Origin of the sequence: Rahnella sp. GSA61A, assembly GCF_019969905.1 — a bacterium.
GTDB lineage: Bacteria > Pseudomonadota > Gammaproteobacteria > Enterobacterales > Enterobacteriaceae > Rahnella > Rahnella aceris.
Map to the genome: position 1 here is coordinate 1 of NZ_JAHXYO010000032.1, position 24,749 is coordinate 24,749.

The following is a 24,749-nucleotide window of genomic DNA, read 5'->3' on the forward strand; positions in this document are numbered from 1 at the left end:
CAAACTCTTCAATTAAAAGTTCGATTTGCTTCAACAAGTGAAGCGGTGCTCAGAGATTACTTCGTAATAATTCAACTAAATGAATTACTGCTTGGTCACTCTAAGACTTGATATTTTTTGCCACCGAGGTGGCTGATATCGTCTTGTGAGTGCCCACACAGATTGTCTGATAAATTGTTAAAGAGCATGCCGCGGTTCGCAAGGAATCTTATGCGGCGCGGGAGGCGTATATTACGTTTTCCCGCTGAAGAGTCAAGAGATTATTCATTCGAACATTCTTCTTTTTCTCTTCCAGTCCGGGCGACTTGTCAGTCGTTGTTCCCGGTCAGTGGAGGCGCATTATAGGGAGTTCTCAGAAGGCCGCAACCCCTAAAATACAAATAATTTACCGACCGCTGAATCTTTCATCAAATGATGTTTAAAGCGGCAATTCCTGGATACTTCTGAAGCCATATGCCTGTAAAACAGGCAGCAAACTTTGCGCCTCTGCAGTCATCGCCATGCAGTAGGCGACACACTCGATTTCCACATCGGCTTTTCTTTCAGGAATTGGCACATGAGAAGTTTCAATTAACCAATGCGCACGCCTCGCAATCGCAGAACCCGAGTCGATCATACGCGTACCATCAGGCAAAACCTGTGACAGCTCTTGCGAAAGCAACGGGAAATGCGTGCAACCTAAGACCACCGTGTCTGGCGGTTCACGTAAACGCAACCAAGGATGCAGGATTTTCTTCAACGCCGCTAACGAAACCTCTTCACCATGCAGCTTCGCTTCCGCAAGTTCTACCAGTTCCGCCGAACCCAGCATCAGAATCTGACAATCCGTCGCAAAGCGTGCGACCAGATCATGCGTATAAGGACGCTGAACTGTCGCACGGGTCGCCAGCAATCCGACCACACCATTACGCGTTAATTTAGCTGCAGGTTTGATTGCCGGGACAACCCCGACAACAGGACAACTAAATTTGGCGCGTAATGCGGGGAGAGAAACGGTGCTCGCAGTGTTGCAGGCGATGACAATAATAGAAAGGGGATGGCGTTTCGCAACAGCGGTGACAATCTCCACCACGCGCTCAACGATAAACTCTTCGGATTTCTCGCCGTAGGGGAAAGCCACATTATCGAAGGCATATATATAGTGCAGGTCCGGCAACATCTGCCGGACCTCATCATAAACCGACAACCCGCCGACGCCAGAATCGAAAACCAGCACCGTCGGGCGGTCAGGAACTTGTGTTGTATCAGAAGGTATAGCTTCCAGTAAGGTTGTACTCACGTCCTGGTGTTTCGTAGCCATAAACCGTCTCGTAATCTTTATCAAAGAGGTTGGCAATTCTACCACGAACCGTCAGATGTGACGTTACCGGATATGACACAGCAAGATCCCAAAGACTCACACCACCCAGGCGTACATTTTCATTGGTGTTGTAATTCTTATCGTATCGTTCACCCAAATACTGATAATTGAGCGACCAGTCAAAATCAGCCACAGTCCAGTCGAGCTGATATTTCGCCTGTTGTTTAGCACGGCGTAATAAAATCTCGTTGGTCTCAGCATTGCGGGGATCCAAATATTCCAATGTGACCTGATGCCTCAACGGACCCGTATCGAAAGACCCGGTCCATTCAACACCCTTAATTGTTGCCTTATCGATATTGTAATAACCGAATTGCTGATTGTCGTAACTGATCATCTGATCGATGTCATTACGATAAGCAGACAAACGCCAGTTCAATGGTCCGGTCAGGCCTTCCAGCCCACCTTCCCATTCTTTACTTTCTTCAGGCTTAAGATCGGCATTACCGCCAAAACTGCCATATAACTGTCCCTGATTAGGCGCTTTAAACGCTGTTCCGTAAGACGCAATCAAACGGTAGCCGTCAATAAACTCCCAGGCAGCACTACTTTGCCAGGTGCCATGCGAACCAAACTGTGAATTATCGTCATTACGCACTGCGCCTTCAAAAGTAAAATCGCTCACTTTTTGCTGAGCTGTCGCGTACACCCCCGTGTTTCGTTGGGTATAGCCATCGGTAATATAGTTGGTGCCTGGCTGAGTACTGAGTTTCTGCCAGTCAGCGCCAGCGCTGAGGGTTCCCTGCCCTACCTGGAAAGTGTTTCCCCATTGCAGGTTGTATTGATCTGAATCGTCCAGCGTTGCAGAAGCGGAATAAGGACCGTATTTCGGGTCATAATTGTAGTCTTTAGTATTGCTATAGCTTCCGCTGATTTGCGTCGAATAGATCCCTTGCTGGAAGCGCAACCCGGTATCGTAAGTCCGGCTGTACAACTGGCGTGTGTCAGGCAGCGCATCACTGTGTGCCGGATCTGCGTAACTGTATGTTCCGTCATAGGCCGTGCGGTTATCAAAACCGTATGCGCGGGCAAAACCGCTGAACTGGTCGTTGAACTGATGCTCAAGACCTGCCCAGAGCGTCTTACTCATGAAGCCATCACGATCGGGTTGACGCGGATCACCGTAATTATCCGGCAGATTCGCCACCACATCGGTACCTTTTGTATAGGTATAGTTCCCCGCTACCGTCAGAACAGTATTCTCACCGAGTTTCTGCTGCGTTGAGCCGTCATAAGCCTGATAGCCGTTTGAACCGATACCGGCTGTCAATGTCGTGCCTAATTTATCACGCGTGGTAATGATGTTAACCACGCCCCCAATGGCATCGGAGCCATAAACTGCCGAGCGTGGGCCACGAATAAACTCAATACGCTGAACCAGAGAAATGGGAATCTGGCTGATATCCACCGCGCCGGAAATACCTGCCTGGTTAAGACGCACACCATCCATCAGCACCAATGTGTGGCTGGCATTCGTTCCGCGAACAAATAATGAGGTCTGCTGGCCCATTCCACCGTTCTGGGCAATATCCACGCCCGGTAAACGACGCAAAACATCAGCCACAGATTTTGACTGCCACCGGTCGATATCTGCGCGCGTGACGATATCCGTCGGCGCGAGTACTGAGGAAACGGGCTGTGGAAAACGGTTCGCGGTAACAACCAGATCATCGCCACTGTTTGTGGAAGTGCTGTCTTGCGCCCACCCTGAAAAAGCCGTGACAGATAATGCCGTCAGCAGCACATGCTTTTTAATTGTCATGAATCGAGCATCCAAACTTAATTGGCGGATGCCGCAGAGGATCACCGACGGTATTTCGCGACGACGATGATTAATGCGACGTAACATCGGCAGGTCTTCGGACTTAGGATTTGCAGGCTAATTAATTACGTCGTAATTAATTAAAAAATACCCGCACCGGGCGATGACTTCCCATCTCCTCTTCTCTCTTGTCTTTATATAAAGAGGGAAAGAGAAAGAAGAAACAGTGTCTGCATAATAAAGAATGCTATCGCCGTGATTTCCCCATACCGCTGCGCGCCAGTTCCGGATTCACACCGGATTCCCTTTTAACTCAGTCAATGAGGCCGAAGCGCAATCCTACGATCAACCCATTTGGAAATCCAGACATCCGTAACGTCAGGTATGTTTTAGCGGAAGAAATGCAACAAAGGTGGACATAGGAGTGACTTTCCCTACAATCCCCGCAAAGTTTGTTCATTTACTTCCTGTTAGACGAGATAACCGATGACGCCTGAAAACCTGCCCATTGAACACTATGACGACCAGTTGGCGGAAAAGACCGCACGTCTCACGGCGATGATGTCGCCTTATAATGCGCCGCAGCCTGACGTTTTCCGTTCTCCTGTCAGCCATTATCGTATGCGCGCCGAATTCCGTGTCTGGCACGATGAAGGCGACCTGTACCACATCATGTTTGATCAGCAGACCAAAGCCCGTGTGCGTGTGGACCAGTTCCCGACCGCCAGCGAACTGATTAACCGCCTGATGCCTAAGCTTATTGCGGCCATCAAACAAGATCCGGCATTGCGCCGCAAGATCTTCCAGATCGACTATCTGTCGACCCGCAGTGGCAAAATCATTGCCTCGCTGCTTTACCATCGTAAGCTTGATGACGAATGGCAGCATGCCGCCACCGCCTTGCGCGACCAGTTGCGCGCTGACGGGTTTGACATCCAGCTGATTGGTCGTGCAGCCAAAACTAAAATCATGCTCGATCAGGATTATGTCGACGAAGTCCTTCCGGTGGCGGGCCGCGATATGATTTACCGTCAGGTGGAAAACAGTTTCACCCAGCCAAACGCTGAGATGAACATTCAGATGCTGGAATGGGCGCTGAAGGCCACGGAAAACTCGACCGGCGATTTGCTGGAACTTTACTGTGGTAACGGCAACTTCTCGCTGGCTCTGGCACGCAACTTCCGCCGCGTTCTGGCGACAGAAATCGCCAAACCTTCCGTCACAGCCGCGCAATTCAACATTGCGGCGAACCATATTGATAACGTGCAGATTATCCGCATGGCGGCCGAAGATTTCACACAGGCGCTGAATGGCGTACGCGAATTCCGCCGTTTGCAGGATATTGATTTAAGCGGGTATGAATGCAACACCATTTTTGTCGACCCGCCGCGCAGCGGACTGGATGACGAAACAGTGAAGATGGTGGCAGGCTACGACCGTATTCTTTATATCTCCTGCAATCCGGAAACACTGTGCGCGAATCTGGAAACACTGAGCAAGACGCACCGCGTGACACGTCTGGCGTTGTTTGATCAGTTCCCGTATACGCACCATATGGAATCTGGCGTGCTGCTGGAAAAAATCTGACAGCGGATGAAAAAACAAAAACGGGCACCTTTTGAGTGCCCGTTTTTACTTCAGTCCGTTATCCGCAATACTACAGATAAACCCGCAGATATTCTGACAGACACAGGATCGCCATTGCCTGTCCGTAAGGCATCGAGGTCAGCGCGATTTCACGATAGAAATCGAGATCATTCCCCATCGCCGTTCCGAATGATGTTTGCGTCAGCTCCCCTGCCGGGTTGATGTGTTTGATCACCCCCTGAATGGCTTTCTCCGCCACCGGCGCATAAGACGCATCGATATAACGTTTACGCACGGCTTTCAGAATGCCATAGGCGAAACCGGCGGTCGCTGAGCTCTCAAGATAAGATTGCGGGTCATCAAGCAGCGTATGCCATAAACCGCTGTCATCCTGACATTTCGCCAGCGCACTGACCTGACTTTCCAGCACCTGCAATAAATAGCGACGGGTGGCGTTATTTTCCGGTAAATCCACCAGTTCGAGGAATTCCGGGATCGCGATGGTCAGCCAGCTGTTGCCACGCGCCCAGCGGGCCTGCGCAAAGTTATGATGTCCGTCGAACGTCCAGCCGTGGAACCACAGACCGGTCTCGCGATCCATCAGATACTGCACGTGCATCAGGAACTGATACGTCGCTTCTTCGACAAACTCCGGACGATCCAGCAATTTGCCGATTTTCGCCAGGGGCAACACGCTCATCATCAGCGTGTCATCCCACATTTGCTGGTGATTTTCGTTGTTATAAACGATGTGCTGCATCGCGCCTTTATCAGTGCGCGGCATTTCGTACATTACCCATTCCGCCCAGCGCTCCAGATAAGGGCGCCATGCCGCATTGCCGGTTTCCTCATAACGATAAGCCAGCGTCAGGAACGGGCTCATGGTATTGACGTTTTTGGTCGGCGTGCCTTCCGCCAGACGCGCGGTAAACCAGTCGTCGATCACCGCACGCATTTTTTCGTCACCAGTCTGCTGATAATACTGATAAATCCCGTAAAGTCCGATACCGTGCGTCCACTCCCAGCCTGCCCAGCCTTTGGTATCAATCACGCGGCCATCGTCCAACCGCAGCAGGAATTCACCGGTTTTATCTTCGATATTCACCAGATTGTTGGTCACGTTGTGGATCAGCGATTTCAGTTCCCCGCGAGAAATGAAATGTTCCGGCTGTCGCAGCAAGGCACTGTGTTTAACTTCAAAAACTTTCATGGCGTTCTCCTGTGAATTCAAAATTTATAAACGTCCCTGGACCGGCATTTCAGCGGTATTTTCACGGGTCAGCTTTTCGGGAGGCGGGTTATTGCGATGCAGATAACCGATGTTGTTATTGCCCCACAGAGATTCGTATTTCATTCCTGTCAGCATTTCGACCGTAGCCCGGTCTTCCGGCGTAATTTGCTCCGGTACGATACGGTTAGCATCACGCATTTTCTGCGTTTCGCGGGTCAGCACACCGTGCGTTTTCTGATTAAGACGGAAGAACAGGGAGATGGTGAAACCGATACTGAGCATCAGCAATGACCCGATCACCAGTACACCAAGAATGGTATGACCGACTGCCGGAACCTGCTGACTTTGCCCGGAAACGAACCCGGCAAGTTGCAAGATAATCCCTACCAGCATCACCGCACCGGCCTGTGATGCTTTGCGGGTCAGCGTCATCACGCCGGCGAAAATCCCTTCGCGGCGCTGACCGGTAATGGTTTCATCAACGTCAGCGATATAGGTGTAGATATTCCACGGCACGTAGTTGATCCCGCCACGGCCAAGACCGGCCAGCGCGGAAATCAGCAGCAGTAATGACATCGAATCATTCATACCGGTGTAATACAGCACGCCGTACGAGATAGCGGCCAGCCCGAACAGGGAAACAGCCAGACGATAAGATGGTGCAGGACCAAAGCGGATACACAGCGGGATCATGCCAATTACCGCCACGAATTGCAGGATGGCCATCATGCCCATCAGGTTGGAGGCAATTGCAGCACTTTGCATCAGCACGAACACGACGTAATAGGTGAAGACGGCATTAAACACGTCCTGCGCGATATACCCGCCAAGGTATAACCCCAGATGTTGACGGAAAATCTTGATGCGCAGCGTCGAGGATAATTCCACTTTCAGACGTTTCAGGCTCTGCGCCAGCGTCAGTTGCTGACGTTCGCGCTCAATTTTCTTCGTGGCTTCAGATTTGAGCTCTTCCGGTCTTTCCCAGGTAAAGAAATACACCAGTGTCAGAACGAATGCGCAAATTACCGCAAAGACCAGGCTCGAATAGAAGAAGGAAATGGCATTATCTTTGCCGAAATGCTGCAACAGAATCCCCGGCAGGAAGGCCGCCAGAATCGCTGACAACTGTGCCAGAGCGATACGGGCGCCGGAAAATTTAGTTTTCTGTTTGAAATCATCGGTCATTTCCGGCACCAGTGTTTCATACGGCACCAGAATCATGGTGTAGACGATATCGAACAGCAGATAGGTCAGCAGATAATAGACATATCCCATGTCTCCCACCCACATGAAGCTGTAGCTAAACACACAAGGAATACCGAGCAGGATGAAGAACTTGCGGCGGCCAAAACGCTTGCCGAGCCAGGTGTTGCCGAAATTATCAGTGAGATACCCCATCAGCGGGCTCAGCACCGCATCGGCTACGCGCGCGGTGGCAAAAATAAAGGTCGCTTCAATGGGCGAAAGACCGCAAAACGTGGTGTAAAAATAGAGTAGCCACGCCGCAGTCAGAGCTGTCGTTCCCGCCCCGAGAAAATCGCCTGACCCGTAAGCGATGTAATTAAAGAATCCGATTTTACGTGTTTTCATTGCCGTGTTGCCTCTGTTAAATCACCTATAGGCGTAGGCTGAATGCGAACGAAAATACTTCGTCCGGCCATGATTCAAATTAACGAGGAGCAGGAATGAAAACCTTTTGGTTTTTGCCACTCAAACGGACTTTATGGCAAAGAAATGAAGAAGTGGGCGATCAATCTCTAAATATTGAACATAGGTTTGATATTAATGAAATGACAGTTCATTAAATGGCTGGATATAAAAAAAGGCAATCCGCAGATTGCCTCGTTGGCTTATGAGGAAGGACTACAGAGCGGAAGACTTACGTTTTTTCAGCTTCAGACCTATCCAGAAGATCAGTGCCACACAAATCAGCGACGGCAGGAAGTTTGAGCCCAGTTCAGGGTATTCTGCGCGCACGATGGTGCTGTACAGCAGCAGCCCCAGCAGGAAGCAGGCTGCGGCCAGAACCGGTAACCCTTTCGGCATTTCACCGCGGTGGTAACGAACGTGCAGGCAATACACCGCTAACACCAGAGAAATGATCGGGAAGATCGAAAACGTTACGACAGAACTGAATAACGCATCGAAAGTGCCATTAATTGATAGCCCGGCAATCAAAGCCAAAACCAGAGTGCCATTATCCTGGTTCGGTTGTTCGGTCATCTTCTTTACCTCGGGTCATATTAGTGAGGGGGGTCACAGCCGTCCGTTCCTGCTGACGGCGATACCAGTAATATGCGCCTTTGGAAATCATCCGCAGCTGCAACACCAGGCGTTCCTCCAGCTGGCGTCGCTGTGCAATATCCACATCCAGCGCTTCCGCCCCGGCGTTGAAAACGATGATCACCATGGCTTCAGCCTGCGCTTCAGTAAAACTGCGCGGCATATGGTTTTCGAGTTGCAGATAGTCGGCAAGTTCCGCAATAAAATGCTGAATTTCACGGGCGACGGCGGCACGAAATGCCGATGACGTACCGGAGCGTTCACGCAACAACAGGCGGAATGCGTTGGGATTGTTACCGATGAATTCCATAAACGTGGAGACGGATGTGCGGATCACGCTGCCCCCTTTCGCAATGCGCTGGCGTGCCTGGCGCATCAGCTGACGCAGCATCAGACCACTTTCATCAACCATTGTCAGACCCAGTTCATCCACATCGCGAAAGTGCCGGTAAAAGGAGGTTGGCGCAATGCCTGCCTCGCGGGAAACCTCACGCAGACTCAGACTGGCAAAGCTACGCTCGGCACTAAGCTGGCTAAAAGCCGCCTCAATCAGCGAGCGGCGCGTGCGCTCTTTTTGTTGTGCTCTTACGCCCATAACCTTCATCCGGATAGTATTCTTCTTTTTGATTATTCGCCCGATATCGCTTCACTATACCAAAAATTTTAACGGCCGGAGCCAAAGATACAACAGCATAAAGTGGGTCAGAATGTTGCTGCATTACCATTAAATGACAACTGCATGTGGGGTAAATAGGTGTAATATGTTACTTTCTCGTTGTGATTTTGTATAAAAATAGGTTTCGAACCATGCCACAGCACTCACATTTTGATGCCATCATCATTGGCTCAGGCCCTGGCGGAGAAGGCGCCGCGATGGGACTGGTTAAACAAGGCGCCCGGGTTGCTGTCATCGAACGCTATAACAACGTCGGTGGCGGATGTACTCACTGGGGAACCATCCCTTCCAAAGCATTACGCCACGCCGTCAGCAGAATCATCGAATTTAACCAAAACCCGCTCTACAGTGATAACTCCCGCACTATGAGTTCGAGTTTCCCGGACATCCTGCGTCACGCCGATTCGGTTATTAATCAGCAAACACGTATGCGCCAGGGTTTCTATGAGAGAAACCAATGCCAGCTGTTTTCCGGAGATGCCAGTTTTGTGGATGCCAACACCATCAGCATCCGCTATGCCGATAACACACACGAACAAATTACCGCTGATAACATCGTGATTGCCTGCGGCTCCCGTCCTTACCGGCCAGCCAATGTCGATTTTGGCCATCCGCGGATTTACGACAGCGATCTCATTCTTGAACTGAGCCATGAGCCACGCCACGTGATTATCTACGGAGCGGGTGTAATCGGCTGCGAATATGCGTCGATCTTCCGCGGTCTGAACGTCAAAGTGGACTTAATCAACACCCGTGACCGCTTGTTATCTTTCCTCGATCAGGAAATGTCAGACGCCCTGTCCTATCACTTCTGGAATAACGGTGTGGTTATCCGCCACAACGAAGAGTTCGAGATGATCGAAGGCGTGGAAGACGGTGTGATCATGCATCTTAAATCCGGTAAAAAAGTGAAAGCTGATGCACTGCTGTATGCCAACGGGCGCACAGGTAACACCGATAAACTGGGTCTGGAGAACATTGGTCTGGAAGCTGACAGCCGTGGGCTGCTGAAAGTGAACAGCATGTATCAGACTGCGCTGTCGCATATTTATGCGGTCGGTGACGTCATTGGCTATCCAAGCCTGGCATCAGCGGCTTACGATCAGGGACGTATCGCCGCGCAGGCCATGATTCAGGGCGAAGCGAAAGTCCACCTTATAGAAAACATTCCGACGGGTATTTACACCATTCCTGAAATCAGTTCCGTGGGTAAAACCGAACAGGAACTGACAGCGATGAAAGTGCCCTACGAAGTGGGCCGCGCACAGTTTAAACATCTGGCACGCGCACAAATTGCAGGCATGAACGTGGGTAGTCTGAAGCTCCTGTTCCACCGTGAGACCAAAGAAATTCTGGGAATTCACTGCTTTGGTGAACGCGCCGCCGAGATTATTCACATCGGTCAGGCCATCATGGAACAGAAAGGTGAAGGGAATACTATCGAGTATTTCGTTAATACCACCTTCAACTATCCGACCATGGCAGAGGCCTATCGCGTTGCGGCACTGAACGGCTTAAACCGCCTGTTTTAAGACTGCGGTTCGGTCCATGTAAGGCTGCATGTGCTCTTTGATGGCTTCCGCCAGCTGCTCGTAACGCCCGCGCAGTGGCGAACCGGGACGATATACCAGCGCGATTGTGCGTCGTGGTTCCGGTTTGTCACACATCAGGTACGTCACGCCGTCACGGCTGCGCTCATTGGGCACAGCCAGTGATGGCAGCAAGGTAATCCCGCTTCCCGCTGCCACCATATTACGCAGCGTTTCCAGACTGGTTGCCCGGAAATGGGTATCTTCATCCGCACCTGCCTGGAAGCAGAAACCGAGCGCCTGATCACGCAGGCAGTGCCCGTCTTCCAGCATCAGCAGTTTTTCACCGGCCAGATCTGCCATCGCCACACGATCGCGAGATGCCCATGGATGATCGTCGTAGATCGCCAGCCTCATCGGCTCATCAAACAGCGGCACTTCAATAAACGCTTCGCTCTCTTTCACCAGCGCCAGAATGGCACAGTCGAGTTTTCCGCTGTCCAGTTGAGCCAGTAACTGATGGGTTTGCGCTTCGTGCAGATACATTTCCAGCTTCGGGAAGGTTTTGTGCAGCGAAGGAATAATCTGGGGCAGCAAATAAGGCCCGACGGTCGGGATCAGCCCGATATGCATCGGCCCGGACATCGCTTCACCCTGTTGGCTTGCCATCTCTTTCAGAACTTTCACTTCACGTAACACCGTGCGCGCCTGATCCACCAGCAACAAACCGGCTTGTGTAAACAACACTTTGCGGCTGGTTCTTTCAAGCAACATAACGCCAAGTTCATCTTCCAGTTTACGAATCTGACCGCTTAACGTCGGCTGACTGACATGGCATGAATCTGCTGCGCGGCGAAAGTGACGGAACTCCGCCAGCGCCACCAGATACTCTAGATCGCGAATGTTCATTTTTCCTCCAGTCCCTAAAAGGCAATGAGATAGCTGTTAACGATAGATAAGATAGCAATCAACGATTATATCTATCAACCATTATTGTGAATAATGCCTCCCAGCGAAACGGCAATGCCGAAAATATTTTGTATTTTATTGATTAATTAAGAGGTTATTCATGTTTGCAAGCCAGGAAGGGAAACACGTACCGCACGTTACTTTTCACACCCGACAGGGCGACCAGTGGGTAGATCTCAGCAGCGAGCAGCTGTTTAAAAATAAAACAGTGATTGTGTTTTCATTACCGGGAGCCTTCACCCCGACCTGCTCTTCAAGCCATCTTCCACGTTACAACGAACTGGCTCCGGTCTTTAAAAACCACGGCGTCGACAGCATTCTGTGCGTTTCCGTGAATGACACCTTCGTGATGAACGCCTGGAAAGCCGAACAAAACGCGTCCAACATCACTTTCATTCCGGACGGTAACGGTGAATTCACCAAAGGCATGGACATGCTGGTTGAGAAAGCGGATTTAGGCTTCGGCCCGCGTTCATGGCGTTATTCCATGCTGGTGCGCAATGGTGTAGTCGAGAAAATGTTCGTTGAGCCAAACAAACCGGGTGACCCGTTTGAAGTGTCTGATGCAGACACCATGCTCAAATATCTGGCACCAGAATTTAAAGTACAAGAATCCGTGTCCGTATTCACCAAACCGGGCTGTCCGTTCTGTGCGAAAGCCAAACAAATGTTGCAGGAACGCGGCATTCAGTACGAAGAAATTGTATTAGGTAAAGACGCGACCACCGTCAGTCTGCGCGCCGTGACAGGGCGGGCGACAGTGCCGCAAGTCTTTATCGGTGGACGCCACATTGGGGGAAGTGACGACCTGGAGGTTTACCTCCATTCAGAAACAGAAGCGTTGTGCGAAGTCGCACAATAAGCGTCGGGAAACCAAACAGTAAAATCAGGCGGACTTCGGTCCGCCTTTTTTATTTTACGCTAAACGCGCTTTCGCATCGGCAATCGCCTGCGCGACCTGCTGCGGAGAAACGCCACCTTTGGCGGCACGTTTGTCGAGACAGGATTGCAGTTCAAGGATCGCGTAAACGTCATCGCCAATCACATTGCTGAATTTCTGCAAATCAGCCAGCGGCAATTCTTCCAGCGCCTTCCCCTGATTAATCGCTTCGACCACCGCTTCACCCACAATATGGTGTGCTTCGCGGAACGGCACGCCTTTGGCAACCAGATAGTCTGCCAGTTCGGTGGAATTAGCGTAGCCTTGCTGTGCAGCTTCTTTCGCACGCGGGCGTTTCACCTGAATGCCGTCCAGCACCAGCGACGCCATATTCAGGCAATCCATCCAGGTGTCGAGCGCATCGAACAGTCCTTCTTTGTCTTCCTGCATGTCTTTGTTGTACGCCAGCGGCAGGCCCTTCATGGTCATCATCATGCCAGTCAGTGCGCCTTGTACGCGGCCACATTTGCCGCGGATCAGCTCCAGCGCATCCGGGTTTTTCTTCTGCGGCATCAGGGAGGAACCTGACGTTACGCGATCGGACAAATCAATAAACGCCGCTTCGCCGGTGTTAAAGAAGATCAGGTCTTCGGCAAAACGGGAAAGGTGAACCATACTGATGGCCGCGTTGGACAGCAGTTCAAGAACATGGTCACGGTCAGAAACGCTGTCGAGGCTGTTACGGGTCGCAGAAGCAAAACCTAACCAGCCCGCCAGCTGTTCGCGATCCATCGGATATGCCGTACCGGCCAGTGCACCACAGCCCAGCGGGCTGACGTCCAGACGGGTCAGGGTATCTTTCAGACGGCTTTCGTCACGCGCCAGCATTTCAACATACGCCATGCACCAGTGCGCAAAGGTCACCGGCTGAGCGCGCTGCAGATGGGTGTAACCCGGCATCACCGCGTCCTGATTGGCTTCGGCGGTGGCGACCAGCGCCTGCTGTAAATGATGCAATGCATCGCCCAGTTCAACCACCTGCGCTTTACACCACAGTTTGATGTCGGTCGCGACCTGATCGTTACGGCTGCGGCCGGTATGCAGTTTCTTGCCAAGATTACCGACTTTGTCGATCAGTTTACCTTCGACCCAGCTATGAATATCTTCGGCGTCGCTGGCTAAAATAGCGCGGGGATTGGCACGGACTTCTTCCAGCAGCACGGTCAGCGCCTCTTCCAGCTGGATTTGCTCGTCAGCGGTTAATACGTTGACGGTCACCAGCGCTTTGGACCAGGCTACTGAGCCCACGATGTCCTGCTCTGCCAGCCGGTAATCGAAACGCAGTGAGTCATTGAGTTCTTTAAACCGCTGATCCGCTGCCTGAGTAAAACGTCCGCCCCAAAGTGCCATTTTCCTGCTCCTGAATTTTTTATGCAAAAGGGCGCACTATGCTGCGCCCTTGAAAAGGGTATACCGAATGCGCCGCCGGTGCGTTACGCCAGAATACGTGTGCCGATGGCGACGCCGTTAAACAGTGCCGGTAATTGTTCGGCATGACGCCAGCTGGCAATATCAACCGGACGTCCCAGAGAACGGGCGGCGTCCAGCGCAGCGTGAACTTTGACGATCATGCCATCGGTGATAATACCCTGCGCGATAAGCTGCTCGGCTTTCTCTGCGCTCATTTCCGGAATACGCTGACCTTTGCCGTCAAGAATGCCACTGACATCAGACAGCAGGATCAGATCCGCGCCCAGCGTGGCCGCCAGTGCAGTCGCAGCCTGATCAGCGTTAACGTTCATCAGCTCGCCGTTTGCGGTGATGCCGATAGAACTGACAATCGGCAGGTAGCCTGCGCCGTGCAGCGTGTTAATCAGCGCCGGGTTACCCGCTTCGGCTTTACCGACGAAGCCCAGTGATTCATCCAGCTGTGTAACGCTGACAGTACCGCCGTCTGCCAGAGACAGGCCAACGGCGTTGATATGATTTTTAACCGCCCACACCAGCAGGGTTTTGTTAGCGCTGCCAGCAAGTGCGCCGGTGATAATGTCAATCTGATCAGCCGGAGTCACACGCAGACCGGCTTTTTTCACCACCGGCAGATTCAGCTTTTTCATCAGCTCGTCAACCAGGCAGCCGCCACCGTGAACAATAACCAGCGGGCGGTGATATTCCTGACGATAAGCCACTACCGCCATGAACAGGCGCTCGAGCGCTTCTTCATTGTCCAGCAACACACCACCTAATTTTATGACTAACGGATTCATAGCTGTTCGCGCCCCGACCGGTTGAGAATGTTAATTAATAACAATACATTTAATTTAATCTAACACCCCTGCGCGTCTGAATAAACGCTCAGGGGCGGTTGTTTTTTGTTTGCTGACAATCTGACGAAGTGTTAAAGCAGTGATTGTGTTTCCGGGAAGCCGAAACGGATATTCATGCACTGAACCGCCTGCGCGGACGCGCCTTTAAGCACATTATCCTCCGTCGCCACCACAATCAGATGTTCGCCTTTCACCGCAAAACCGATATCGCAAAACGGCAGGCCAACCACGTCTTTCAGCGCCGGAACGCCTTTGGTGTACAAACGCACCAGCGGTTTATCGTGATAAGCATTATGGAAGGCTTCCGCCACGTCCTGCTCCGTGACACCCGCGTTCAGACGGCAGGTGATGGTCGCCAGAATACCGCGCGGGAAGTTGCCCAGATGCGGTGTGAAAATCACCGGCACGCCAAGGTGCTCGGCAATTTCTGGCTGATGACGGTGGCTGAAAAGTTTGTATGGCTGAAGGCTGACTTCGCAGAAGCTGTTGCCGAGCGTGGCTTTACGGCCTGCACCACTAACACCGCTGGTGGCGTTGATCACCGGCCACTGGCTGTCATTGAGCAAACCATTTTCGATAAGGGGTTTAAGCGCCAGCTGCGAAGCGGTCGGGTAACAGCCCGGAACGGCGATCAGCTGTGCGTCTTTTAATTTGTCAGCCTGCCATTCGGCCAGGCCGTACACAGCTTGGTCGAGCAGGTCGAGATGCTGATGCTCAAAACCGTAGAATTCGGTATAAAACTCAGGTTTGCTGACGCGAAAAGCACCGGATAGATCAAACACCACGCAGCCCGCCGCCAGAAACTGTGGCGCTAAATCGTGGCTGACTTCATGCGCGGTCGCCAGAAATACCACATCGACACCTTTCGCGGCTTCCGCCACGTCAGTCAGTGGCGAAACAGGCAAATCGACGATGCCTTTTAATTGAGGATGCAAATCAGAAAGTAATTTTCCTGCATCTGCACTTTGCGCTGAAACCGTTAAACCGGTTATGTTCATATGTGGGTGGCGATTCAGGTAAGCAGCGAGTTCGGCTCCGGCATAACCTGTGGCACCAACAATCAGCGTATTTAACATAGGGCTTGTTCACCTTCTCAATTTTTGGGTAGGGGCCGGATGAATTTTTTTCCGGTTTCCTTACGCGCTGGCTTATTGTATTTTTATTCACAATTATTGCATGAATATGAATACTACCCTAACTAAAGGCTGTCAACAGTGAAGATGAAATTACCTCCTTTTATTGAGCTCTACCGGGCGTTAATCGCCACCCCTTCCATCAGCGCCACAGACGCTGCACTGGACCAGAGCAATGAGACGTTAATCAATCTACTGGCAGGCTGGTTCGGTGATTTAGGCTTCAAAGTCGAAGTGCAACCCGTGCCAGGAACACGCCATAAATTCAACATGTTAGCCAGTACCGGTGAAGGTGCAGGCGGGTTGCTGCTGGCGGGTCATACCGATACCGTTCCGTTCGATGACGGCCGCTGGACACGTGATCCTTTCACCCTGACCGAGCATGAAAATAAGCTCTATGGTTTAGGGACTGCCGATATGAAAGGTTTCTTCGCGTTCATCCTCGATTCATTGCGTGATGTCGATCTGACCAAACTGACTAAACCGCTGTATATTTTGGCGACCGCCGATGAAGAAACCACCATGGCCGGTGCCAGCTATTTCTCTAAAAATGCCAAAATTCGCCCTGACTGCGCGATCATCGGTGAACCCACGTCGCTCAAGCCGGTTCGTGCGCATAAGGGGCATCTGTCGAATGCAATCCGCATCACCGGTCAGTCCGGCCATTCCAGTGATCCGTCCCGCGGCGTGAACGCTATTGAACTGATGCACGAATCGATTACCCATTTAATGACGCTGCGCAATACGCTGAAAAGCCGTTACAACCACAGTGGTTTCGTGATCCCGTACCCGACCATGAACTTTGGTTATATCAACGGCGGCGACGCACCAAACCGTATTTGTGCCTGTTGTGAAATGCACATGGATATCCGCCCGCTGCCGGGTCTGACGCTGACCGACATTGATGGTCTGTTGAACGAGGCACTGGCCCCCGTCAGCGAACGCTGGCCGGGACGTATTGTGATTGAAGAACTGCATCCACCGATCCCGGGCTATGAATGTCCGCCGGATCACCCGCTGGTGCAGGTGGTCGAGAAATTACTGGGCGTGGAGACGGAAATCGTTAACTACTGCACCGAAGCGCCGTTTATTCAGGAACTGTGCCCGACGCTGGTGCTCGGACCAGGTTCTATCGATCAGGCACATCAGCCAGATGAATATATTGATACTGCGTTCATTAAACCGACTCGTGAGCTGATTTCTCAGGTTGTTCATCATTTCTGTTATCACTGATACTGAATGAAGGATTGATGAAGAAACAATCAGGGCGCTCACGGGCGCCCTTTGATACTGTACAAAAGGTGGATTAGCCAAACTGATATCGCCGCTGTTGTAATTAAATTTCAGCGACATCGCCAAAAAGACCATTTTTCACGTGAGTGTTCAGGGGTTTTTGGGTTAAAACATGTGCTGCATTTAAAAAGTATGGCCAGGTTGGCAGGGTGAACGGGGCAAGAATGCCTGACGGGTGAAAGTTATTTACAGAATATAAAAATTAAACGAGAGAACGGGTCAGAGGTAATATGAACGAACAATATTCCGCAATGCGAAGTAATGTCAGTACTTTAGGTAAATTGCTGGGCGACACGATCAAAGATACGTTGGGAGAGCATATCCTGGATCGTGTTGAGAAAATCCGTAAGCTGTCGAAATCCTCCCGTGCCGGAAATGACGCGGATCGACAGGAGTTACTGTCAACGTTGCAAAACCTCTCAAACGATGAGCTGTTGCCTGTTGCCCGTGCTTTTAGCCAGTTTCTGAATTTAGCCAACGTGGCTGAACAATATCACAGCATTTCGCCGCACGGCGAAGCGGCCAGCAATCCTGAAGCGCTGGCGCAATTGTTCGATCGTCTGAAATCCAAAAACCTCTCTGAGCAGCAGTTACGGGATGCCGTTGACCAGCTTTCTATCGAACTGGTGCTGACCGCACACCCGACAGAAATCGCCCGTCGTACGTTGATCCACAAACTGGTGGAAGTGAATAACTGCCTCAAGCAGCTCGACCATAATGATCTGGCCGATTACGAGCGCAAACAAATCATGCGCCGCCTGCGTCAGTTAATCGCGCAGTCATGGCATACCGATGAAATCCGCAAAAACCGCCCTTCTCCGGTGGATGAAGCCAAATGGGGTTTTGCGGTAGTCGAAAACAGCCTGTGGGAAGGCGTGCCGGCTTTTCTGCGCGAACTGAACGAACAGCTGGAAACCTCACTGGATTACAAAATGCCAGTGGAAGCCGTGCCGGTTCGCTTCACCTCCTGGATGGGTGGCGACCGCGACGGTAACCCGAACGTAACCGCCGATATCACCCGTCACGTGCTGTTGCTGAGCCGCTGGAAAGCGACTGATCTGTTCCTGCGTGATATCGCGGTGCTGGTGTCAGAACTGTCGATGACCGAATGCACACCGGAACTGCGTGAACTGGCTGGCGGTGCGGACATCATCGAACCTTACCGCGAAATCATGAAACAGCTCCGTTCGCAGCTGACCAATACTCAGGTGTATCTGGAAGCCCGTCTGAAAGGCGAGCGTGTTGCACGTCCTCACGATTTGCTGGTGAAAAATGACCAGCTGTGGGCGCCGCTTTACGCCTGCTACCAGTCATTGCAGGCCTGCAACATGGGCATTATTGCCAACGGCCAGTTGCTGGATACCCTGCGCCGCGTGCGCTGCTTCGGCGTGCCGCTGGTGCGTATCGACGTGCGTCAGGAAAGCACCCGCCACACCGACGCTATCGCAGAAATTACCCGTTATCTGGGTCTTGGCGATTACGAAAGCTGGTCAGAATCCGACAAACAGGCTTTCCTGATCCGCGAACTGAACTCAAAACGTCCGCTGGTGCCACGTCACTGGGAACCGAGCGCCAACACCAAAGAAGTGCTCGATACCTGTCAGGTGATTGCCGAAGCGCCGGAAGGCTCGATTGCAGCGTATGTCATCTCGATGGCGCGCACGCCGTCTGATGTGCTGGCCGTACACCTGCTGCTCAAAGAAGCCGGTTGTCCGTTCCCGATGCCCGTTGCGCCGCTGTTCGAAACGCTCGACGACCTGAACAATGCCGACGATGTCATGAAGCAATTGCTGAGCATCGACTGGTATCGCGGTTTCATTCAGGGCAAACAGATGGTGATGATTGGCTATTCCGACTCCGCAAAAGACGCGGGCGTGATGGCCGCATCGTGGGCGCAATATCGTGCGCAGGATGCTCTGATCAAAACCTGCGAGAAAGCCGGAATTGCCCTGACTCTGTTCCACGGACGTGGCGGTTCTATCGGCCGTGGCGGCGCACCGGCACAGGCAGCGTTATTGTCTCAGCCTCCGGGCAGCCTGAAAGGTGGCCTGCGCGTTACCGAACAAGGCGAGATGATCCGCTTCAAATTCGGTCTGCCGGAAGTCACCATCAGCAGTCTGGCGCTGTACACCTCTGCAATTCTGGAAGCCAACCTGTTGCCACCGCCTGAGCCGAAACAAGCCTGGGTGGATATCATGGAACAACTGTCTGACGTGTCCTGCAAAATGTACCGTGGCTACGTTCGCGAAAATAAAGACTTCGTGCCTTACTTCCGCGCCGCAACGCCGGAACAGGAACTGGCCAAACTGCCTCTGGGTTCACGCCCGGCGAAACGTAAAGCCAGTGGTGGCGTCGAAAGCCTTCGTGCCATCCCGTGGATTTTCGCCTGGACGCAAAACCGTCTGATGCTGCCAGCCTGGCTGGGTGCCGGTGCCGGTTTGCAGGCTGTGGTTGATGACGGAAAACGCGACGAGCTGGAAACCATGTGCCGCGACTGGCCGTTCTTCTCCACGCGAATCGGTATGCTGGAGATGGTGTTTGCGAAAGCTGACCTGTGGCTGGCGGAATACTACGATCATCGTCTGGTTGGGAAAGAATTGTGGCCGCTCGGTCAGCAGTTGCGCGATCAGCTGGCAAGCGACATCAAAGTCATTCTGGCGATTTCTAACGACGATCATCTGATGGAAGATTTGCCGTGGATTGCAGAATCCATCGCACTGCGAAACGTCTACACTGACCCGCTGAACGTCTTGCAGGCTGAATTGCTGCACCGTTCCCGCGAGCTGGAAAAAGACGGCAAGCAGGATGCCAACGTCGAACAGGCGCTGATGGTGACGATTGCCGGTGTGGCAGCGGGTATGCGTAATACCGGCTAGTTTTCGCTGACATCAGCCCAAGAAAAACCCGCGAATTCGCGGGTTTTTTGTATTCAGTATCGGGCAAAAAGATTAAGCGCGAACCGGCACGGCGATGTCTGGACGCACACCCAGCGTGTGGCAAATCGCGTAACTCATTTCTGCACGGTTCAGGGTGTAGAAATGGAAGTCCTTCACGCCTTCGCGGCTGAGGATTTTCACCATGTCCATCGCGATATTGGCACCGACCATTTTGCGGGTTTCGGCGTCGTCATCCAGCCCTTCAAACTGACTGTTCATCCAGTGCGGCACACGCACATTGGTCATCGTCGCAAAGCGGGTCAGCTGTTTGAAGTTAGACACCGGCAGGATGCCAGGCACGATTTCCACGTCAATCCCCTGACCGGCGCAGCGGTCGCGGAAACGCAGGTAACTTTCCACATCAAAGAAGAACTGCGTGATGGCGCGGTTCGCACCGGCATCGATTTTACGTTTCAGGTTAATCAGATCTGACTGCGCGCTTTTGGCCTCAGGATGCACTTCCGGATAGGCTGCGACGGAAATATCAAAGTCGCCCACTTCTTTCAGCAGATGCACCAGATCGGTGGCGTACATTTCCGGCTTGCCGCCGCCTGCCGGCAAATCGCCACGCAGAGCCACAATGTGGCGGATGCCACTGTCCCAGTAATCCCGTGCGATCTGACGCAGTTCATCGCGGCTGGCATCGATACAGGTCAGGTGAGGTGCCGCTTCCAGACCGGTACGTTCTTTAATGCCTTTGATGATGCTGTGTGTACGATCACGCTCGCCGGAGTTCGCGCCGTAAGTCACAGAGACAAACTTAGGCTTGAGGCTGCTGAGACGATCAATAGAGCTCCACAACGTATCTTCCATCTCGCTGGTACGAGGCGGGAAAAATTCGAAAGAAACGTTAATCTGACCCTGTAATTCAGCCAGATTCTGATTCAGCGCTTCGCGCTGGTTTGCGTGGAAAAAGCTCATAAACACTACCTCATGGATCACTGCGTTTTGATTATGGTTCGTTATAATGGACGTTTGGACGTCTAAACGTATAGATAGAAAATGACGGAAAGAGAACAAAGTGTCAACGTTAAAATGAAGGCAGGGGATGATTAATCTTCACGCAAACTGAAAGAATTTCACGTTGCGAAAATGAGGCTGAGGGGAAGCTGAGGAAAGTTAGAGGTTTTTTACGCCTTCCCCTCATGGGAGAGGAAGGCGTAAGGAATTACAGAAGTTGCGTCAGACGATTAAGATCAGATTGCAACGCACCTGCGGTCACGTCACGTCCTGCACCCGGCCCGCGGATCACCAGCGGATTATCGCGATACCAGCGACTTTCGATAGCGAACACGTTATCGCACGGCAGTAATGCGGCCAGAGGATGGTCGTCACGCACCGCTTCAACACCCACACGGGCTTTGCCATTGGCATCGAAACGGGCCACGTAGCGCAGCACCAGGCCCATTTCACGGGCGGCTTCCAGACGTTGCAGCATTTGCTGGTTCAGCGCCTCACCGTCTTCAAAAAACTGATCTACGGAACCGTTCGCGCAACTTTCCGGCACCAGCGATTCCACGCGAACCTGGGTCGGTTCGATGTCATAACCCGCTTCGCGCGCCAGGATCACCAGCTTGCGCATGACGTCCTGACCGGATAAATCATCGCGCGGATCCGGCTCAGTCAGCCCCTGCTGCCAGGCTAAATCCACCAGTTCGGTGAACGGCAGCGTGCCGTCAAATTGCAGGAACAGCCAGGACAATGTTCCCGAGAAAATGCCGCTGATGGCCAGAATGCTGTCGCCGCTTTCGCGTAAATCACGCACCGTATGGTTAACCGGCAAACCAGCGCCGACAGTGGCGTTATACAACCAGTGGCTGCCGGTTTTTGAAAACGCGTCGCGGATCTGACGGTATTTATTCGTGTCCGACGCGCCTGCCTGTTTGTTGGCACTGATGACATGGAAACCGTAGCTGGCGAAATCCAGATACTGATCGGCCAGTTCAGCGCTGGCGGTGACATCCAGAACCACTAAATCGTCATAAGGATGCGCGCGCATCCACAGGAACAGCGATTCTTCGTCATGCGCCTGCGATTCATCATCAAAGAAGGCCAGCGCACGGCTGGCGTCCAGCCCTTCATAATTGAGCAGACTGCGCTTGCTGTCGACCACACCGGCCAGCACAAACTCAAAACCGCTGCGGGCAGAAATATTCTTTTGTTCACGGGCGAACAGTTCCAGCCAGCGTGAACCGATATTGCCTTTACCAAACAGCATCAGACCGATTTGCTTTTCAGCACGGAACAACGTTTTGTGCAGCCCCTGAATCAGGTGCGCGGTCGGGCCGATACGCAGTACAGCCACCAGACTGATACCGTCTTCGGCCTGCCAGATAAACTCCACTGGCTGATCTTTCATTTCCTGATAAAAACGGTGGCTGTGCAGCGGATTCTTGCACACGCCCGCCCCGACCAGCGCCACCAGCGCCAGCCCTTCACGCAGGGTCAGACGCGCCGGAAGGGCTGCCTCTTCGAGAACCTGCAACGCGCTACCCGCCACTTCAGAGGTGTAGCAAAGTTGCAGCAGATTACGGTCAGGATGAATGCCGGTACACAGCGGTTTGATCTGCGCACGTTTAAGCAGCAGCTCAACATCTTTTTGTGCCAGACCAAAATCGTGGCCGGAAGGAATGACCATTTCGATCAGACAAATATCATCATGGCTGGTGACAATTTTCGCGCCGGTACCGGAAGCCAGCACGCGTTCAATACGCGTTGAGCCCTGCTCCGGCTGGTAACTGCAACGCAGTTGCAAATCAATATCGCTGCCGGAAACCGGCTGAAGGGTACGGGTGTGCAGAACCGGTGCCGCCAGACGCGCCAGTTCACTGGCTTCATCGAGACGCAATAACGGCAGCAGGCAGGCATCTTTCACTTTGCGCGGGTCGGCGCTGTAGACACCGGCCACATCACTCCAGATGGTCACACGGCTGGCATTAGCCAGTGCGCCAATCTGGGTGGCGGAATAGTCACTGCCGTTACGGCCAAGCAGTACGGTTTCACCCGCGTCACTGCGGGCGATAAAGCCGGTCACCACCAGATATTGCTGAGGATGCTGCGCGAGAAGTTGTTGCAGCAGCGGATACGAACGGCCTTCATCAACCTGAGGTTGCGCAGCGCGTTCAGCCCGCAGGAATTCACGGGCATCCAGCCAGGCGGCCGGTAATTCCAGCTTACACAGCACTGCAGACATCAGGCGTGCAGACCAGACTTCGCCGTGCCCGACGACTTCAGCATAAATTGCATCGGTCATTTTGCCGTCAAGCAAAACAGCCAGACGTTCGAGATCATGAATAAAAGAAGCAATAAGCGGTTCGGCCATTTCCGGCGGCAACAGACCAGTTATCAAATCACTCTGATAACGGCGCAAAGCCTGCTGAACCTGATGCGCAGAAATTCTGTCTGTCTGGCTGAGCTTCAGCCAGCTGATCAGCTGGTTGGTTGTGCTGCCAGCCGCCGACACCACCATCATGTCACCCGGCTTCGCATACTCGGCCATAATGCCAGCGACACGCAGATAACACTTCACGTCGGCCAGACTGCTACCACCAAATTTGTGCAACTGACGACTTCCCGCCGGCGCTGCAACCGCTATTGCATTCATACTTACCTCGTTGCCACTGACTGGAATGCATTTTCCAGATCAGCAATCAAATCTTCGCTGTCTTCAAGACCTACAGAAATACGGAGCAAGCTGTCAGAAATCCCGGCGGCTTTGCGCGCTTCCGGCGCCATGCCAGCATGTGTCATGGTCGCGGTATGAGAAATCAGGCTTTCGACGCCTCCCAGTGATTCTGCGAGGGTAAATAACTTCAATTCTTTCAGGAAATGGCGCAACTGAGCTTCATCTCCGTTAAATTCAAAACTGATCATGGCACCAAAGCCACGTTGCTGGCGGCAGGCAATTTCATGTCCCTGGTTTTCCGGCAGCGACGGATGATACAGCTTTTTGACCTGCAATTGTTTTTGTAAATAAGCAACAATTGCCAGTGCATTTTCCTGTTGCTGTTTCACGCGAACCGTTAACGTGCGCAAACCGCGCAATAACAGATAGCTGTCAAAGGCCGCAGCGGTAACGCCAATGTTGTTCGCCCACCAGGCGAGTTCTGTCGCATGTTCTGCGGTCTTAGATATTACCGTACCGGCGACCACATCAGAATGCCCGTTCAGATATTTAGTACATGAATGGACGACTAAATCCGCACCAAGCTGCAATGGATTTTGCAACGCCGGACTCAGGAAGGTGTTGTCCACCACTGTCAGGGCACCGGCGGCGCGGGACGCGTCGCAAATCGCCTGAATATCCACCACACGCAGCAAAGGATTGCTCGGCGTTTCAATCAGCACCAGCTTCGGTTTTTCTTTCAGCGCATCGGCCAGCGCCTGTGGATCACCCTGATCCACAAACAGCACGCGATACGCGCCACGTTTGCTCAGGCTGTCGAACAACCGGTAACTGCCGCCGTAGCAGTCGTGCGGCGCAACCAGTAAATCGCCAGGTTTCAGAAAGACCGTACACACCAGATGAATGGCTGACATACCGCTGCTGGTCAGAACCGCACCGGCGCCGCCTTCCAGATCAGCCAGCGCACGCTGGACAACATCCCGTGACGGATTGCCGCGACGTGAATAGTCATGGGCTCTTGGCTGATTGAAATCTTCAAAGTTATAGGTACTGGAAAGGTAGATTGGCGGAACTACACAACCATATTGCTGATCATTGTTCAGGCCACTGCCCACGGCAATGGTGGCTTGCTTGTGCGTCATAATCGTTTCTTCCTGA

The 24,749-nt window shown here is 52.5% G+C and carries 18 protein-coding genes and 1 riboswitch; of the genes, 5 read left to right on the forward strand and 13 right to left on the reverse strand.

The annotated features are described in order from the left end of the window. Nucleotides 1–418: 418 nt before the first annotated feature. Together murI and btuB are read right to left on the reverse strand one after the other, a co-directional pair. Complete coding sequence (gene murI / locus LC431_RS24775; protein WP_013577558.1) at nt 419–1,300, reverse strand: glutamate racemase; 882 nt, start codon at nt 1,298–1,300, stop codon at nt 419–421. Further along, nucleotides 1,245–3,122, reverse strand: coding sequence for a TonB-dependent vitamin B12 receptor BtuB (btuB, locus tag LC431_RS24780; protein WP_223510417.1), 1,878 nt, complete (start codon nt 3,120–3,122; stop codon nt 1,245–1,247). Before btuB ends, murI begins: the two co-directional genes overlap by 56 nt. A gap of 70 nt (nt 3,123–3,192) precedes the next feature. Further along, nucleotides 3,193–3,468, reverse strand: a riboswitch (cobalamin riboswitch). Nucleotides 3,469–3,608: 140 nt separating this feature from the next. On the opposite strand from btuB, the gene trmA reads away from it, so the two are divergent. Further along, entirely contained in the window at nt 3,609–4,709 is a 1,101-nt protein-coding gene (gene trmA, locus LC431_RS24785; protein ID WP_223510418.1) for a tRNA (uridine(54)-C5)-methyltransferase TrmA, read from the forward strand. Between the two features lie 70 nt (nt 4,710–4,779). Here the strand turns inward: trmA and LC431_RS24790 are convergent, their stop codons facing one another. The 4 genes from LC431_RS24790 to fabR form a co-directional block, all read right to left on the reverse strand. After that, complete coding sequence (locus LC431_RS24790) at nt 4,780–5,919, reverse strand: glycoside hydrolase family 105 protein (RefSeq protein ID WP_112152604.1); 1,140 nt, start codon at nt 5,917–5,919, stop codon at nt 4,780–4,782. Between the two features lie 24 nt (nt 5,920–5,943). Beyond that, nucleotides 5,944–7,530: an MFS transporter gene (locus LC431_RS24795; protein WP_013577562.1), complete on the reverse strand. Its 1,587-nt coding sequence runs from the start codon at nt 7,528–7,530 to the stop codon at nt 5,944–5,946. A gap of 273 nt (nt 7,531–7,803) precedes the next feature. Next, complete coding sequence (locus tag LC431_RS24800) at nt 7,804–8,163, reverse strand: YijD family membrane protein (protein WP_223510419.1); 360 nt, start codon at nt 8,161–8,163, stop codon at nt 7,804–7,806. Further along, the gene (gene fabR, locus LC431_RS24805) at nt 8,138–8,818 is read right to left on the reverse strand and encodes an HTH-type transcriptional repressor FabR (RefSeq protein ID WP_013577565.1); all 681 of its coding nucleotides are present in this window, start codon (nt 8,816–8,818) and stop codon (nt 8,138–8,140) included. Before fabR ends, LC431_RS24800 begins: the two co-directional genes overlap by 26 nt. A gap of 212 nt (nt 8,819–9,030) precedes the next feature. Here fabR and sthA point away from each other — a divergent pair, with 212 nt between their 5' ends. Continuing rightward, nucleotides 9,031–10,431, forward strand: coding sequence for a Si-specific NAD(P)(+) transhydrogenase (gene sthA, locus LC431_RS24810; RefSeq protein ID WP_013577566.1), 1,401 nt, complete (start codon nt 9,031–9,033; stop codon nt 10,429–10,431). On the opposite strand, the gene oxyR is transcribed toward sthA, so the two are convergent. Then, on the reverse strand, nt 10,414–11,337 hold the full coding sequence (oxyR, locus tag LC431_RS24815) for a DNA-binding transcriptional regulator OxyR (protein ID WP_013577567.1): 924 nt from the start codon (nt 11,335–11,337) through the stop codon (nt 10,414–10,416). The two genes, sthA and oxyR, sit on opposite strands and share 18 nt — an antisense overlap. 160 nt (nt 11,338–11,497) lie before the next feature. Here oxyR and LC431_RS24820 point away from each other — a divergent pair, with 160 nt between their 5' ends. Further along, complete coding sequence (locus tag LC431_RS24820) at nt 11,498–12,259, forward strand: glutathione peroxidase (RefSeq protein ID WP_013577568.1); 762 nt, start codon at nt 11,498–11,500, stop codon at nt 12,257–12,259. Between the two features lie 54 nt (nt 12,260–12,313). Here the strand turns inward: LC431_RS24820 and argH are convergent, their stop codons facing one another. The 3 genes from argH to argC form a co-directional block, all read right to left on the reverse strand. After that, nucleotides 12,314–13,687, reverse strand: coding sequence for an argininosuccinate lyase (gene argH, locus LC431_RS24825; RefSeq protein ID WP_013577569.1), 1,374 nt, complete (start codon nt 13,685–13,687; stop codon nt 12,314–12,316). Between the two features lie 83 nt (nt 13,688–13,770). Beyond that, nucleotides 13,771–14,544 (reverse strand): acetylglutamate kinase, encoded by a 774-nt coding sequence (gene argB, locus LC431_RS24830; protein WP_223510420.1) that lies wholly within the window; start codon nt 14,542–14,544, stop codon nt 13,771–13,773. Nucleotides 14,545–14,675: 131 nt separating this feature from the next. Then, nucleotides 14,676–15,680, reverse strand: coding sequence for an N-acetyl-gamma-glutamyl-phosphate reductase (gene argC, locus LC431_RS24835; protein ID WP_015690596.1), 1,005 nt, complete (start codon nt 15,678–15,680; stop codon nt 14,676–14,678). Nucleotides 15,681–15,818: 138 nt separating this feature from the next. On the opposite strand from argC, the gene argE reads away from it, so the two are divergent. Then, on the forward strand, nt 15,819–16,970 hold the full coding sequence (argE, locus tag LC431_RS24840; protein ID WP_041673179.1) for an acetylornithine deacetylase: 1,152 nt from the start codon (nt 15,819–15,821) through the stop codon (nt 16,968–16,970). Nucleotides 16,971–17,260: 290 nt separating this feature from the next. Continuing rightward, a complete protein-coding gene (ppc, locus tag LC431_RS24845; RefSeq protein ID WP_013577573.1) occupies nt 17,261–19,906 on the forward strand; it encodes a phosphoenolpyruvate carboxylase in 2,646 nt (881 codons plus the stop codon). Nucleotides 19,907–19,978: 72 nt separating this feature from the next. Here ppc and metF read toward each other — a convergent pair whose 3' ends face one another. From metF to metB, 3 genes are all read right to left on the reverse strand, one after another. Beyond that, entirely contained in the window at nt 19,979–20,887 is a 909-nt protein-coding gene (gene metF, locus LC431_RS24850; RefSeq protein ID WP_013577574.1) for a methylenetetrahydrofolate reductase, read from the reverse strand. Between the two features lie 247 nt (nt 20,888–21,134). Next, the gene (locus tag LC431_RS24855) at nt 21,135–23,570 is read right to left on the reverse strand and encodes a bifunctional aspartate kinase/homoserine dehydrogenase II (protein WP_013577575.1); all 2,436 of its coding nucleotides are present in this window, start codon (nt 23,568–23,570) and stop codon (nt 21,135–21,137) included. Nucleotides 23,571–23,572: 2 nt separating this feature from the next. Continuing rightward, nucleotides 23,573–24,733 (reverse strand): cystathionine gamma-synthase, encoded by a 1,161-nt coding sequence (gene metB, locus LC431_RS24860; RefSeq protein ID WP_013577576.1) that lies wholly within the window; start codon nt 24,731–24,733, stop codon nt 23,573–23,575. Nucleotides 24,734–24,749: the final 16 nt, after the last annotated feature.

Excerpts from the sequence above, each read along its gene's own strand:
- LC431_RS24820 (WP_013577568.1), top strand. The coding sequence starts at position 11,498 with ATGTTTGCAAGCCAGGAAGGGAAACACGTACCGCACGTTACTTTTCAC.
- trmA (WP_223510418.1), top strand. The coding sequence starts at position 3,609 with ATGACGCCTGAAAACCTGCCCATTGAACACTATGACGACCAGTTGGCG.
- oxyR (WP_013577567.1), bottom strand. The coding sequence starts at position 11,337 with ATGAACATTCGCGATCTAGAGTATCTGGTGGCGCTGGCGGAGTTCCGT.
- argC (WP_015690596.1), bottom strand. The coding sequence starts at position 15,680 with ATGTTAAATACGCTGATTGTTGGTGCCACAGGTTATGCCGGAGCCGAA.
- sthA (WP_013577566.1), top strand. The coding sequence starts at position 9,031 with ATGCCACAGCACTCACATTTTGATGCCATCATCATTGGCTCAGGCCCT.
- metF (WP_013577574.1), bottom strand. The coding sequence starts at position 20,887 with ATGAGCTTTTTCCACGCAAACCAGCGCGAAGCGCTGAATCAGAATCTG.
- argB (WP_223510420.1), bottom strand. The coding sequence starts at position 14,544 with ATGAATCCGTTAGTCATAAAATTAGGTGGTGTGTTGCTGGACAATGAA.
- LC431_RS24795 (WP_013577562.1), bottom strand. The coding sequence starts at position 7,530 with ATGAAAACACGTAAAATCGGATTCTTTAATTACATCGCTTACGGGTCA.
- fabR (WP_013577565.1), bottom strand. The coding sequence starts at position 8,818 with ATGGGCGTAAGAGCACAACAAAAAGAGCGCACGCGCCGCTCGCTGATT.
- metB (WP_013577576.1), bottom strand. The coding sequence starts at position 24,733 with ATGACGCACAAGCAAGCCACCATTGCCGTGGGCAGTGGCCTGAACAAT.
- argH (WP_013577569.1), bottom strand. The coding sequence starts at position 13,687 with ATGGCACTTTGGGGCGGACGTTTTACTCAGGCAGCGGATCAGCGGTTT.
- ppc (WP_013577573.1), top strand. The coding sequence starts at position 17,261 with ATGAACGAACAATATTCCGCAATGCGAAGTAATGTCAGTACTTTAGGT.
- LC431_RS24855 (WP_013577575.1), bottom strand. The coding sequence starts at position 23,570 with ATGAATGCAATAGCGGTTGCAGCGCCGGCGGGAAGTCGTCAGTTGCAC.
- LC431_RS24790 (WP_112152604.1), bottom strand. The coding sequence starts at position 5,919 with ATGAAAGTTTTTGAAGTTAAACACAGTGCCTTGCTGCGACAGCCGGAA.
- LC431_RS24800 (WP_223510419.1), bottom strand. The coding sequence starts at position 8,163 with ATGACCGAACAACCGAACCAGGATAATGGCACTCTGGTTTTGGCTTTG.
- btuB (WP_223510417.1), bottom strand. The coding sequence starts at position 3,122 with ATGACAATTAAAAAGCATGTGCTGCTGACGGCATTATCTGTCACGGCT.
- murI (WP_013577558.1), bottom strand. The coding sequence starts at position 1,300 with ATGGCTACGAAACACCAGGACGTGAGTACAACCTTACTGGAAGCTATA.